The organism is Oryzihumus leptocrescens (assembly GCF_006716205.1).
GTDB lineage: Bacteria > Actinomycetota > Actinomycetes > Actinomycetales > Dermatophilaceae > Oryzihumus > Oryzihumus leptocrescens.
Window position 1 is genome coordinate 400,912 of record NZ_VFOQ01000001.1, and the last position, 13,769, is coordinate 414,680.

Below are 13,769 nucleotides of genomic sequence, written 5' to 3' on the forward strand. Positions count from 1 at the left end.
ACCTCCAGTGAAACACCTCGAAAGGGGCCCACACGGCCGGTTTCGGGGAATGCACAGGCAACCTGCAAATGACGTAGGGCGTGGATTGTCCGGGGTGCGGGCGGTCTGTCGCATTGGACCGAAAAGCGTTGTCGGACAGATGTTTTCGCGTTCGCCGGATCACGTGGCCGGACCTGTGCTGCACTGGTGGAGGCAGTCACGGACCACGGGCGCGGGCCCGGGAGGCGGATGCTGTGCGGATCCTCCACGTCAACAAGTTCCTCTACCGTCGCGGCGGCGCGGAGGGCTACATGCTCGACGTCGCGCAGCTGCAGCGCGAGCAGGGGCACGAGGTGGCGTTCTTCGGCATGGACCACCCCGACAACGACCGGCCGCAGCGCTTCGGTGCGAGCTTCCCGGCGCACGTCGAGCTGGAGCCGCCACCGCCGGGGGTGGCGCGGCTGCGCGCGGCCGGGCGGATGGTCTGGTCGACCTCGGCGAGCCGGGGGATGCGTGAGGTGGTCCGGCAGTTCCGGCCGGACGTCGTCCACTGCCACAACGTCTACCACCAGCTCTCCCCGTCGGTGCTGCAGCCGCTGCGGGCGGCCGGCGTGCCCTGCGTGATGACGCTGCACGACTACAAGCTCGCCTGCCCGAGCTACCAGCTGCTCGACCACGGCCGACTGTGCGATGCCTGCATCACCGGCGGGCTGTGGCAGGCCGCGCGCCGGCGCTGCAAGGACGACTCGCTCGGTGCCAGCGCGCTGCTGTCGCTGGAGTCGTGGCTGCACCGCACCACCGGGGCGTGGTCGGCCGTCGACCTCTTCATCAGCCCGAGCCAGTTCCTGGCCGGGGTGATGGCGCGGGCGGGGGTCTTCCCCGAGCGGATGCGCGTGGTCAACCACTTCGTCGACCCCGGCGGCCCCGGGCCGGCGGAGCAGCCTGGGCGGGGGCTGGTCTTCGCCGGCCGGCTCGCCCCGGAGAAGGGCGTGGACACCCTCATCGAGGCGGTGGCACGGATGCGCACGCCCACCACCCTCACCGTGGCCGGGGACGGCCCGGTGCGGGCAGCGCTGGAGGAGCAGGCGGCGCGGGTCGCACCCGGCCGGGTGCAGTTCGTCGGGCGGCTGGACAAGGCGGCCCTGCAGCACGTCGTGCGCCGGTCGGTCGCCTCCGTCGTCCCCTCGGTCTGGCACGAGAACCAGCCGATGACGGTGCTCGAGGCGTTCGCCCTGGCGGTGCCCGTGGTGTGCACCGACCTGGGCGGCCTGCCCGAGCTGGTCCGCGACGGCGTCGACGGGGCGGTGGTGCCGGCCGGGGACCCTGCTGCCCTCGCGAGGGCGCTCGACGCGGTGGTGGCCGAGCCGGCCGCGGCGCACCGGATGGGGGTGGCCGCGCGCGAGCGGATGGTGGTCGAGTTCAGCCCGCAGGTTCACCTGGACCGGGTGGCGGGGGTCTACGAGGAGGCGCGGATGCGCGTGCAGGGACGGGTGGGGACCGGGACGGGGGCACGGCGATGAGCAGCGAGGCACACGGCATACCGGCGGCGGGCGGACCCGTGCGGGTGCTGTACTTCGCCGGCAGCGGGCGCAGCGGCAGCACCGTCATCAACAGCATCCTCGGCCAGGTCGACGGCGCGTTCGCCGCGGGCGAGCTGCGCTACCTGTGGCAGCGCGGGGTCGCCGAGAACCGGCTCTGCGGCTGCGGTACCCCGTTCGCCGACTGCGCGCTGTGGCGCCAGGTGATGGACGAGGTGCGTGCCGGCGTCTCCCTGCTGGACGCCGCGGGCGTGGGGAGCCGGCTGCTCTCCCGGCTGCGGATGGCGCGCGTGCCGGCGATGCTGGCCCGCCGCGCGCTCGGACGCCGGGCCGTCCCCGCGCACCCCGACGACGTGGCCGTCGGCCGCCTGTATGCCGCGCTGGCCCACGTCAGCGGCGCCCGCGTCATCGTCGACTCCTCCAAGCTGCCGCCCTACGCGCTGCTGCTGTCCGGGCTGCCCGGCGTCGAGCTGCACGTGCTGCAGGTCGTGCGCGACTCGCGCGCCACGGCGTTCTCCTGGCGGCGGCGCAAGCAGGCTCGTGACTATGCCGAGGGAGACGGCTTGATGCCGCAGCAGCCGCTGTGGAAGAGCTCCCTGCTCTGGCTGGTGTGGAACTCCCTGACCGTCCTGCTGTGGCACCGCGACCGGGAGCACTACGTGCGGCTTCGCTACGAGGACTTCGTGCGGGCGCCGCGCGAGTCGATGGAGCGGGTGGTGCGGATGGTCGGGCTCGACCCGGCGACGCTGCCGTTCGAGAGCCCGACGAGCGTGCGGCTGGAGCCGACGCACTCGGTCGCCGGCAACCCCTCGCGGCACCGGGTCGGCTCGGTGGAGCTGCGCCCCGACCACGAGTGGCTGCAGGCGATGCCGCGGCGCCAGCGCGTGCTGGTCACGACGCTGACGGCGCCCGCGCTGCGGGCCTTCCGCTACCCCCTGCTGCCCGGCGGGCGTCCCTAGGGCTCGAGCGTCGCGGGCAGGCCGAACGCGAGGACGTGGCGGGCGCCGACGAACGCGTTGCTCTCGACGATCTTGCCGTCCTCGACCCGCAGGACGTCGACGACCAGCGCCTCGTAGTGCGTGCCCCCGGGATGGCGCAGGTAGTTGACCAGCGCCGGCCTCCCGTTCGCGGAGGTGGGGAACGTGCGCCAGTCCAGGGGGCGACCGAGGAGCTCGGCGGCCGCGTCGATCCCGACCACCGGCGGCTCGGGCGGCATGGTGATCCGGACGTCGTCGGCGAGCAGTGCCCGGAAGTCCTCCGGGGTCCTGGCCTCGGCGTAGCGGCGCAGGACGTCCTCGTCCTCGCCGGTGAGCCGCGGTCGGCGCCAGTCCCGGGGATCCGCGGGAACGCGGCCGCGCAGGGTGCCCCGGGCCCGTTGGAGGAGGCTGTTGACGGCCGCGACGCGGGTGCCGAGCGTGCCGGCGACCTCCTGCGGCGTCCAGCCGTAGACGTCGCGCAGCACGAAGGCCGACCGCTGCCGTGGGGGCAGGTACATCAGCGCGGCGAGCAGGGCCAGCTCCACGGTCTCCTGCGCGGCCAGGCCCGTCTGCGGGTCGTCGGCCAGCAGGGCGTCGGGATAGGGCCCCAGCTCGGTGGACCACTCCAGCGGGTCACCGGACGGCACGCTCCGCCGCGCGGCCGCCTTGCGGCTGTCGAGGAACACGTTCGTGGCGATCCGGTACAGCCAGGTCCGCGCCGACGCCCGGCCCTCGAAGCGGCTGCGGGCCCGCCACGCGCGCAGGAACGTCTCCTGCACCAGGTCGTCCGCGTCCGCCACGTTCCCGGCCAGGCGGTAGCAGTGGACGTGCAGCTCGCGCCGGTGCTCGGCGAAGGCGGTCTGCAGCCACCCGTCCCATGCGTCGGCCACCTGGGTCCCCTCTGTCTCAGTCGTCGTCATGACAGTACTGACGACCGGAGGTCCAGTTCGTCATCGGTGACCGATGACGAACTGCCGCTGGCTCGTCAGTACCCGTGGAGACCCACCGCACACGAAGGAGACGCGTCATGACGACAACCCCGACACCCTCGGCACACCGCCCTGCCCTGCCCCCGGTCGTCGACCGGCAGGCGTGGCTGCGCGAGCGCGAGGCGCTGCTGGCCCGGGAGAAGGCCCACACCCGAGAAGGGGACGCGATCGCCGCCGCCCGCCGCCGGCTGCCGATGACCTTGGTGCCCGAGGTGACCGTCGAGGGCGCTGGCGGCAGCGTTCCGCTGGTGGAGGCGTTCGAGGGCCGCCGGATGCTCATCGCCTACTTCCACATGTGGCACGACGGTGCGCCGTTCGAGGACCAGTGCGAGGGCTGCACCTTCTCGACCTGCCACATGCAGACGCTGGACTACCTGCACGCCCGGGACGTGACGTATGCCGTGTTCGGCCAGGGCGCCTACGACGAGAGCGCCGCGTTCGCGCAGTTCATGGGGTACCCGTTCCCCTGGTACTCGGCGAGGGACTCCGACCCCGGCCTGCTCGACGGACGCGACTTCGGGTTCATCGCGTGCTACCTGCGCGACGGGGACCAGGTCTACGAGACGTACTGGACGACCGACAGGGGCGTGGAGGCGCTGACGACGAGCTACCACGCGCTGGACCTGACCGTGTACGGCCGGCAGGAGCCATGGGAGGACTCACCCGCAGGCTGGCCGCGGGTCGAGGGACACCCGTGGCGCCTCGACGGCCGCCCGGTGGCGCAGTGGTCCCGACCGGGCGTCGCGGCGTCCCGACCGGGCGTCGTGGCGTCCCGACCGGGCGTCGTGGCGGCGAAGGCCTCCTGTTGCGGGACGTGACACCGGCCGGAGGCACCAGGTCCGCCGGATCGCCCGTTCCCCCAGGGTGATCCGACGGACCTGGTGTGTTCGGTGGGGCGTGAGTGGGACGCCCCGGGCTGAGCGCCCGCCCGTCAGGACGCCTCGCCGATCATGCCCGCCGCGACCGTGCGGTGGGTGCCCTCGTCGATGAGCACGAACCCGCCGGTGGTGCGGTTGCGGGAGTACTCGTCGCACATCAGCGGTGCCGTGGTGCGCAGCTTGACCCGGCCGATCTCGTTGAGCCGCAGCTCCTGGGCGTCCTCGTCGCGGTGCAGCGTGTTGACGTCCAGGCGGTAGCTGAGGTCGCGGATGATGGTGCGCGCCGAGCGGGTCGTGTGCTTGATGGCGTACTTGCGCCCGACCTGCAGCGGGGCGCTCTCGTCCATCCAGCAGATCATCGCGTCGACGTCCTGGGCGACCACGGGCCTGTTCGTCGGCCGGCACAGCATGTCGCCGCGGGAGATGTCGATCTGGTCCTCCAGGCGCACCGTCACCGACATCGGCGCGAAGGCCTCCTCGAGCTCGCCGTCCGCGGTCTCGATCGACTTGATCCGCGAGGTGAACCCCGACGGCAGCGCCATCACCTCGTCGCCGCGGCGCAGCACGCCACCGGCGATCTGCCCGGCATACCCGCGGTAGTCGTGCCAGTCGTCGGACTGGGGCCGGATGACGTACTGCACCGGGAAGCGGACGTCGATGAGGTTGCGGTCGCTGGCGACGTGCACCGTCTCGAGGTGGTGCAGCAGGCTCGGCCCGTCGAACCAGGGCATCTTCGCCGAGCGGGTCACCACGTTGTCGCCGTGCAGCGCCGACACCGGCAGCACGGTGAGGTCCGGCACGCGCAGCTTGGCGGCGAAGGAGACGAACTCGGCGTGGATCTCGTCGAAGACCTCCTCGGAGTAGTCGACGAGGTCCATCTTGTTGACGCAGAGCACGATGTGCGGGACCTGCAGCAGCGTCGCCAGGAACGCGTGCCGGCGGCTCTGCTCGACGATGCCCTTGCGCGCGTCGACGAGCACCAGCGCCAGGTCGGCGGTCGAGGCGCCGGTCACCATGTTCCGGGTGTACTGCACGTGCCCGGGGGTGTCGGCGATGATGAACTTGCGCCGGGGGGTGGAGAAGTAGCGGTAGGCCACGTCGATCGTGATGCCCTGCTCGCGCTCCGCGCGCAGGCCGTCGGTGAGCAGCGCGAGGTTGACGTGCTCCTCGCCGCGGTCCCGGCTGGTGCGCTCGACCGAGTCCATCTGGTCCTGGAAGACCGTCTTGGTGTCGTAGAGCAGCCGGCCGATCAGCGTGCTCTTGCCGTCGTCGACGGAGCCGGCAGTGGCGAACCTCAGGATGTCCACGATCAGAAGTACCCTTCCCGCTTGCGGTCTTCCATGGCTGCTTCGCTGAACTTGTCGTCGCCGCGCGTGGCGCCGCGCTCGGTGATCCGGGTGGTGGCGACCTCCTCGATCACCTTCTCCACGGTGTCGGCGTCGGAGGGGACCGCCGCGGTGAGGCTCGCGTCGCCCACGGTGCGGTAGCGCACCCGCTGCACCGAGGTGGCCTCGCCGTCCCGCGGGCGGAAGAACTCGTTGGCGCCGAACAGCATCCCGTCGCGCTCGACGACCTCGCGGTCGTGCGCGAAGTACAGCGCCGGCAGGGCGATCTCCTCCCGGGCGATGTAGGACCAGATGTCGAGCTCGGTCCAGTTCGACAGGGGGAAGACCCGGATGCTCTCCCCGACGTGGATCTGGCCGTTGTAGGCGTTCCACAGCTCGGGGCGCTGGTTCTTGGGGTCCCACTGGCCGAACTCGTCCCGGAAGCTGAAGATGCGCTCCTTGGCGCGCGCCTTGTCCTCGTCCCGTCGGGCGCCGCCGAAGACCGCGGTGAACCGGTGCTTGGCGAGGGCGTCGAGCAGCACCGGCGTCTGGATCCGGTTGCGCGTGCCGTCCGGCGGCTCGACGACCGACCCGTTGTCGATCGCCTCCTGCACGCTGGCGACGATGAGCTGCACCTTGAGCTCGCGCACCCGGCGGTCCCGGAACTCCAGCACCTCGGGGAAGTTGTGCCCGGTGTCGACGTGCATGACCGGGAAGGGGATCCGGGCCGGCCAGAACGCCTTCTCCGCCAGGCGCAGCATGACGATCGAGTCCTTGCCGCCGGAGAACAGCAGCACCGGCTTCTCGAGCTCGGCGACCACCTCGCGGAAGATGAAGATCGACTCGGCCTCCAGCGCGTCCAGCTGGCTGAGCTGGTAGTCGTTGGCGACCGGGGGCGGGGGGTTCATGAGGCCTTCTCCTCGTGCGTGACGGCAGCAGGGGTCAGCTCGGCGATGGCCGCGAGCACGCGATCGCTCACCTCGGGACGGCAGATGAGCAGGTCGGGCAGCAGCGGGTCGCTGTGGTTGTAGGTCAGTGGCGTGCCGTCGATCCGGCTGGTGTGCAGCCCGGCCGCGCGGGCCACGGCCACCGGCGCGGCCGAGTCCCACTCGTACTGCCCGCCGGCGTGCACGTAGGCGTCGACGGTGCCGTCCAGCACCGCGGTCGCCTTGACCCCCGCAGACCCCATGGGGACCAGCTCGGCGTCCAGCCGCCGGGCCAGCTCCTGCACGAACGCCGGTGGCCGCGAGCGGCTCACCGCCAACCGCAACCGCACCGGTATGCCGGCCGGCCGGGCCGGTGGGGCGTCCGTCGCCAGCGTGGAGTGGCGGGCGGGGCGGCCCACGGCGCCGGCGACCAGCTCGCCGCGCTCCCACAGGGCGACGTGCACCGCCCAGTCGTCGCGGGGCGGCTCGCCGAACTCCCTGGTGCCGTCGAGCGGGTCGATGATCCACACCCGCTCCGCGGCCAGGCGGGCCCGGTCGTCCAGGCCCTCCTCGCTGAGCACCGCGTCGTCCGGCCGCTCCTCCGCGAGCCGCCGCGTGAGCAGCTCGTGGGAGCGCGCATCACCCTGGCGGCGCAGCTCGGCCATGTCGGTCAGGCCGGAGCTGCGCAGCTCCAGCAGGAGCTCGCCCGCCTCGTCCGCCAGCTCCCGCGCCAGTACGTCGTCCTCGTGACCCACACCGTCTCCCTCGTCCTGGAGGCGCGCCTCCGCCCCTGGGCCCGGCCTGGCGACCAGATGGCCCCATTCGTCGTAGTGACAGGGGAATTGGTGCTCAAGACGGCCAATTCGAGTGTGGTTGTGCGGGATCGGTGGCTGATCGCCAGCAAGGCGTAGTGCGGCGTCACCCCTTTGCCGGGGTCAGGACTCCGTCTGCGGCAGGGGCCCGTCCGCCAGGGGTCCGTCCGCCTGCGCCCGGCGCAGGCGTGCCCGCGCGCGACGCCCGGCCAGGGCGGGGAAGCCCAGGCGGCGCCGGATGAGCATCCACAGCACCGGTGCGACGAGGGCGACGGCGACCAGCGCGATACCGGTGGCCGGGGTGGAGACGCCCAGCAGCTTCAGCGCGGAGGCCAGCAGCACGAACGCCAGCGCGCGCCGGACCACGCCGCCGGGCGCGCGCGAGGACAGCTGGGCGCCGACCCACACGCCCGGGACGGCCCCGAGCAGCAGCGAGGCGGTGAGCCCGAGCTTGAAGTCGCCGAAGAGGATGTGCCCGAGCGCAGCGGCGGCCACGAGCGGGACGGCCTGGAGCAGGTCGGTGCCCACGAGCTGGCTGGCCTTGAGCCGCGGGTAGAGCGCCATGAGGGCGATGATGATGAGCGAGCCGGACCCGACCGAGGTCATGCCGACGACCAAGCCGCCGACCGCGCCGACGAGGACCGTGGGCAGGGGGCGCATGCGCACCTCGGGGCGGTCCTGGGGCAGCGCCTCGGCGGAGCCGTCACGGCGCCGCGCCCGCTCGGACAGGCGCAGGTAGGCCCGGATGATCAGGCCGGCTGCGGCGACGAGCAGCGCGACGCCGAGCGCGGTCTGAACCGCGTCCTGGACCTCCTTGCCGCTGCCCAGGGCGCGGGTGACCAGCACGCCGCAGAAGGCGGCCGGGACCGACCCGAGGCACAGCCACTTCACCAGGCCCAGGTTCACCGTGCCGCGGCGCAGGTGCACGAACGAGCCGACCGGCTTCATCACCGCGCTGGCGACCAGGTCGCTGGACACCGCGGTGAGCGGAGGTACGTTGAACAGCAGCACCATGACCGGGGTCATGAGCGCGCCACCGCCCATGCCGGTCAGCCCGACGACGACGCCGATGCCCAGTGATGCCAGCACCATCAACGGGTCGATGCTCATGCGTCCACCTCCGCCAGCCAGCCCCCGACGCGCAGGTAGCCCAGGACGTGGGCGACGGCTTCGTCCGGGTCCATCTGCGAGGTGTCCACGGTGACCTCCGCGTCGAGGGGTTCCTCGTAGGGGTCGGAGACGCCGGTGAACCCGGGCACCAGCCCGGCCCGCGCCTTGGCGTACAGGCCCTTCAGGTCGCGGGCCTCGCACTCCTCCAGAGGGGTGGACACGTGCACCAGCACCATGTCGCCCACCGGTTCCACCATGGCACGGACCGCGGCCCGGGTGCTGGCGTAGGGGGCGATGGGGGCGCACACGGCGATGCCGCCGTGGCGGGCGATCTCGCTGGCGACGTAGCCGATGCGGCGCACGTTCATCTCGCGGGACGCCCTGTCGAAGCCGAGCCCGGCGGAGAGCATCTGCCGCACCACGTCGCCGTCGAGCAGGGTCACCGACCGGTCGCTCAGGCCCGCGATCCGCTCGCGCAGGGCGCGGGCGAGGGTGGACTTGCCCGACCCGGACAGCCCGGTGAACATCACGACCAGTCCCCGCTCGTGGCGCGGCGGGCGCCACCGCCGCAGCACCGGCTCCGCGCCCGGGCTGAGCAGGGACAGCTGGGCGTCGGTGCCGAGCTGGAGGGCCTCGCGGGCCTCCTGCCACTGCCGTGCACCCTTGGCCTCGTCCCGGGCTGCCAGGTGCACCAGCGGGACCGCGCCGGCGGCGCTGCTGAGCAGCTGGCCCAGGACCAGGTCGCTGTCCGGGTCCCTCCAGGCCAGCGGTGCCGAGCGCACCTGCACCCGCTCGGCGGGACCCAGCTCCGCGGCGAGCAACCGGGCGAGCCGCAGCATCACCGACCCGGGCACCAGGCCGTCCTGGGAGGGACCTTCGGAGACGAGCACCAGCACCCGGCCCGAGGCGGCAGCGACGGCGGCGGCCAGCGCCTCGGCGTCGCCGGTCATCGGCGGCCGGCCCACGACGACGAGGGCGTCGGCGGACTCGAGGTCACCGGGGCGCAACGCCTCGCCGCGGTTCTCGCCTGACTCCCGCGGTCGCAGCGCGCGGGCCCGCCCGGCCAGCTCCAGCCCGGGACCGGCGGACGCCGGTGCGCCCACGCGGACGTCCTCGAGCAGCGCCAGGGGCGTGGCCTCGTGGTCGCGCAGCACCACGCTCCCGGCGGCGGCGACCCGGTCGGCGAGCTCCTCCGGCAGCTGCAGGCGCACCTCCGGCGGGTCCACGCCGGGGGTGGCCGGGTCGGCCACGGTGAGGGGCATGCCCAGCGGCTGCGCGCCCTGCAGCACGCGCATCAGCACGAGCTCGAGGTCGAACACGGCGGCCGGGTCGAGGTCCACCTGGGGCGCGGTGGTGTCCGCGGGCATCGTCGGGTCGTCGGGCACGGCGCAGCTCCATCCCGCGGGGTCAGCCGCGCCGGTGTTCCCGGACGTGGCCCCCTGTGCCCGCGCCTTCCACGGTAAGGACGGGCACCGCGCCCCGTCTCGCAGTCGGCCAAATCCGCGCCCGTGCGCCGGTGTCGGGCGGCAGTCGTACCCTGAAGAACGCCCGCTTCCACCGGAAGTGGGGCTTTCGTGCTGTCCACCGCACCCCCTGCAGGAGCCATGAGCCTCACCAGCCTGCTCGACGTCCTCACCACTGACGCGCCCGTCCGGGCCGCCCTCGCCGCGGCCGACAGCGGCGAGCGGGTCGTCGACGTGGCAGTGGCAGCCGGTGCCCGCCCGCCGCTGCTCGCCGCCCTCGCCGGCGCCGGCGGGGGATCGGCCCACCCGGTCCTCGCCGTGACTGCCACCGGCCGCGAGGCCGAGGACCTCGCGTCCGCCCTGCGCTGCTTCCTGCCCGCGGACCGGGTCGCCGAGTTCCCGTCCTGGGAGACGCTGCCGCACGAGCGGCTCTCGCCCCGCAGCGACACCGTCGGGCGCCGCCTGGCCGTCCTGCGGCGGCTGGCGCACCCGGACCCGGCCGACCCGGCATACGGCGTGCTCGACGTGGTCGTCGCCCCGGTGCGCGCGCTGCTGCAGCCCCTGGTCACTGGCCTCGCCGAGCTGGTCCCGGTCGCCCTGACCGCGGGGCAGGAGGCCCCGCTGGAGGAGGTCGTCGAGGCGCTCGCGGCGGCCGCCTACACCCGCACCGACCTGGTCGAGCGGCGCGGCGAGTTCGCCGTCCGCGGCGGCATCCTCGACGTGTTCCCACCCACCGAGGAGCACCCGGTGCGCGTGGAGTTCTGGGGTGACACCGTCGAGGAGATCCGCTGGTTCAAGGTCGCCGACCAGCGCAGCCTCGAGATCGCCGAGCACGGCCTGTGGGCGCCGCCGTGCCGTGAGGTGCTGCTGACCGAGTCGGTCCGCAAGCGCGCCGCCGCCCTGGCCGAGCAGCTGCCCGGCGTCGCCGACATGCTCGGCAAGCTGTCCGAGGGCATCGCCGTGGAGGGCATGGAGTCCCTTGCCCCGGCCCTGGTCGACGGCATGGAGTCGCTGCTGGACGTCCTGCGCCCGGGCACCCAGGTCGTGCTGGTCGACCCCGAGCGGGTGCGCACCCGGGCGCACGACCTGGTGGCCACCAGCGCCGAGTTCCTCGAGGCCAGCTGGGCCAACGCCGCCGCCGGCAACGCCGTGCCCGTCGACCTGCAGGGGGTCCTCGGCACCGCGTCCTACTGGTCCCTGGCCCAGGTGCGCGAGCATGCCCTCGCCACCGGTCGCCCGTGGTGGTCGCTCACCTCCTTCGCCTCTGACGCCGAGCTGGCCGAGTTCGCCGAGGACGACCTGCCCGGCGAGCGGGTCACCATCGACTCCTCCGACGTCGAGGCCTATCGCGGTGACACCGAGGCGGCGGTGGGCGACCTGCGTCGCTGGGCCGCCGAGGGCTGGCACACCCTCGTCGTCACCGAGGGGCACGGCCTGGCCCGGCGCGTCACCGAGGTGCTCGCCGAGCACGACGTGCCCGGCCGGCTGGAGGACGGCGCCGACGACCTGTCACCGGGGCTCGTCCACGTGACGACCGGCGCGCTCGGCCGCGGCTTCGTGCTGCCCGGGGCGCGGCTGGCCGTGGTCACCGAGGCCGACCTGACCGGCCAGCCGGGTCAGGGCAACACCACCAAGGACATGCGCCGCATGCCCTCGCGCCGACGCAACATGGTCGACCCGCTCCAGCTGCGCCCCGGCGACTTCGTCGTGCACGAGCAGCACGGCGTGGGCCGGTTCGTGGAGATGATGCAGCGCACCGTCGGCGGCGCGACCCGCGAGTACCTCGTGATCGAGTACGCCGCCAGCCGTCGTGGCCAGCCCGCCGACCGGCTGTCCGTGCCGACCGACCAGCTCGACCAGGTCACCCGCTACGTCGGCGGCGAGGCCCCGACGCTGAACAAGCTCGGCGGCGCCGACTGGGCCAAGACCAAGAGCCGGGCCAAGAAGCACGTCAAGCAGATCGCCGGCGAGCTGATCCGGCTCTACAGCGCCCGCATGGCCACCCGGGGCCACGCCTTCGGGCCGGACACCCCGTGGCAGCGCGAGCTCGAGGACGCCTTCGCCTACGTCGAGACGCCCGACCAGCTGAGCAGCATCGACGAGGTCAAGGTCGACATGGAGCGCTCGGTGCCGATGGACCGCCTCATCTGCGGCGACGTCGGCTACGGCAAGACCGAGATCGCGGTGCGGGCGGCGTTCAAGGCGATCCAGGACGGCAAGCAGGTCGCCGTCCTCGTGCCCACGACGCTGCTGGTGCAGCAGCACTTCCAGACCTTCTCCGAGCGCTACGCCCAGTTCCCCGTGGTGGTCAAGGCGCTGTCCCGGTTCCAGACCGACGCCGAGGCGAAGCGGGTGCTCGAGGGCCTGGCCGACGGCAGCGTCGACCTGGTCATCGGCACCCACCGGCTGCTCTCGAAGGAGGTGCGGTTCAAGGACCTCGGGCTGGTCGTCGTCGACGAGGAGCAGCGCTTCGGTGTCGAGCACAAGGAGCAGCTCAAGCAGATGCGCACCGCGGTCGACGTCCTCGCGATGTCGGCGACCCCGATCCCGCGCACGCTCGAGATGGCGGTCACCGGCATCCGCGAGATGTCGACCCTGGCCACCCCGCCCGAGGAGCGCCACCCGGTCCTGACCTTCGTCGGCGCCTACGACGAGAAGCAGATCGTGGCCGCCATCCGGCGCGAGCTGCTGCGTGAGGGCCAGGTCTTCATGGTCCACAACAAGGTCAGCTCGATCGAGAAGGCCGCCGCCCGGCTCCGCGAGCTGGTGCCCGAGGCACGGGTCGCCACCGCACACGGCCAGATGGGCGAGCACCGCCTCGAGCAGGTCGTCCTCGACTTCTGGGAGAAGAAGTTCGACGTGCTGGTCTGCACCACCATCGTCGAGACCGGCCTGGACATCTCCAACGCCAACACGCTCATCGTCGAGCGCGCCGACGTGCTCGGCCTGTCCCAGCTGCACCAGCTGCGCGGCCGGGTGGGGCGCGGCCGCGAGCGTGCCTACTCCTACTTCCTCTACCCGCCGGAGAAGCCGCTGACGGAGACGGCGCACGACCGCCTGCAGACCATCGCCAGCCACACCGACCTCGGCGCCGGCATGCAGGTGGCCATGAAGGACCTCGAGATCCGTGGCGCCGGCAACCTGCTGGGCGGCGAGCAGTCCGGCCACATCGCCGGGGTCGGGTTCGACCTCTACGTGCGGCTGGTCGGCGAGGCGGTGGCGGACTATCGCGGGGAGGCCGACACGGCGCCGGTCGAGATCAAGATCGAGCTCCCCGTCGACGCGCACCTCCCGCACGACTACGTGCCGGGGGAGCGGCTGCGCCTGGAGGCCTACAAGAAGCTCGCCGTCGTGGAGGACGAGGCCGGCCTGGCCGAGATCGAGGCCGAGCTGCGCGACCGCTACGGCGCCCCTCCCGAGCCGGTGCAGAACCTGCTCGAGGTCGCTCGGCTGCGCACAGTGGCGCGCCAGGCGGGCGTCGCCGACATCAGCGTCCAGGGCAACTTCGTGCGGTTCGGGCCACTCGAGCTGCCCGAGAGCCAGCAGCTGCGGCTGCAGCGGCTCTACCCGGGGTCGCTGGTCAAGGACCAGGTCCGTACGATTCTCGTGCCCAAGCCCATGACCGCGAGGGTGGGTGGCAAGCCGCTGCGCGACACCGCAGTCCTGCGGTGGGCCAGCGACCTGATCCACGCGGTCCTGCTCGACAGCGTGGCCAGCGCCGCGCGCGTGGCCTCGAGCTGACGGCCATGATGTGCTCGACCCGCGCGCGCCG

Annotated in this window: 10 protein-coding genes; 4 read left to right on the forward strand and 6 right to left on the reverse strand. The window is 73.0% G+C overall.

The window, feature by feature from the left end; all coding sequences use genetic code 11:
* Nucleotides 1-233 precede the first annotated feature (233 nt).
* The gene (locus FB474_RS02025; protein ID WP_141787136.1) at nucleotides 234-1,499 is read left to right on the forward strand and encodes a glycosyltransferase family 4 protein; all 1,266 of its coding nucleotides are present in this window, start codon (nucleotides 234-236) and stop codon (nucleotides 1,497-1,499) included.
* Nucleotides 1,496-2,476 (forward strand): sulfotransferase family protein, encoded by a 981-nt coding sequence (locus FB474_RS02030; protein ID WP_141787137.1) that lies wholly within the window; start codon nucleotides 1,496-1,498, stop codon nucleotides 2,474-2,476. The genes FB474_RS02025 and FB474_RS02030 overlap by 4 nt, the downstream gene beginning before the upstream one ends.
* On the opposite strand, the gene FB474_RS02035 is transcribed toward FB474_RS02030, so the two are convergent.
* A complete protein-coding gene (locus FB474_RS02035; RefSeq protein WP_141787138.1) occupies nucleotides 2,473-3,414 on the reverse strand; it encodes an RNA polymerase subunit sigma-70 in 942 nt (313 codons plus the stop codon). The two genes, FB474_RS02030 and FB474_RS02035, sit on opposite strands and share 4 nt — an antisense overlap.
* Nucleotides 3,415-3,521: 107 nt before the next feature.
* On the opposite strand from FB474_RS02035, the gene FB474_RS02040 reads away from it, so the two are divergent.
* Complete coding sequence (locus FB474_RS02040) at nucleotides 3,522-4,301, forward strand: DUF899 family protein (RefSeq protein WP_141787139.1); 780 nt, start codon at nucleotides 3,522-3,524, stop codon at nucleotides 4,299-4,301.
* 113 nt (nucleotides 4,302-4,414) lie between these two features.
* Here FB474_RS02040 and cysN read toward each other — a convergent pair whose 3' ends face one another.
* The 5 genes from cysN to cysC all read right to left on the reverse strand — a co-directional run bounded on the left by cysN (nucleotide 4,415) and on the right by cysC (nucleotide 9,919).
* A complete protein-coding gene (gene cysN, locus FB474_RS02045) occupies nucleotides 4,415-5,668 on the reverse strand; it encodes a sulfate adenylyltransferase subunit CysN (protein WP_141787140.1) in 1,254 nt (417 codons plus the stop codon).
* Nucleotides 5,669-5,670: 2 nt separating this feature from the next.
* Nucleotides 5,671-6,594, reverse strand: coding sequence for a sulfate adenylyltransferase subunit CysD (cysD, locus tag FB474_RS02050; protein WP_141787141.1), 924 nt, complete (start codon nucleotides 6,592-6,594; stop codon nucleotides 5,671-5,673).
* Entirely contained in the window at nucleotides 6,591-7,367 is a 777-nt protein-coding gene (locus FB474_RS02055) for a 3'(2'),5'-bisphosphate nucleotidase CysQ (protein ID WP_221632404.1), read from the reverse strand. The genes cysD and FB474_RS02055 overlap by 4 nt, the downstream gene beginning before the upstream one ends.
* 180 nt (nucleotides 7,368-7,547) lie before the next feature.
* Entirely contained in the window at nucleotides 7,548-8,534 is a 987-nt protein-coding gene (locus tag FB474_RS02060) for a sulfite exporter TauE/SafE family protein (RefSeq protein ID WP_185746004.1), read from the reverse strand.
* Nucleotides 8,531-9,919 (reverse strand): adenylyl-sulfate kinase, encoded by a 1,389-nt coding sequence (cysC, locus tag FB474_RS21095; RefSeq protein ID WP_246092004.1) that lies wholly within the window; start codon nucleotides 9,917-9,919, stop codon nucleotides 8,531-8,533. Before cysC ends, FB474_RS02060 begins: the two co-directional genes overlap by 4 nt.
* Nucleotides 9,920-10,138: 219 nt before the next feature.
* On the opposite strand from cysC, the gene mfd reads away from it, so the two are divergent.
* Nucleotides 10,139-13,738: a transcription-repair coupling factor gene (mfd, locus tag FB474_RS02070; RefSeq protein ID WP_141787142.1), complete on the forward strand. Its 3,600-nt coding sequence runs from the start codon at nucleotides 10,139-10,141 to the stop codon at nucleotides 13,736-13,738.
* Nucleotides 13,739-13,769 lie beyond the last annotated feature (31 nt).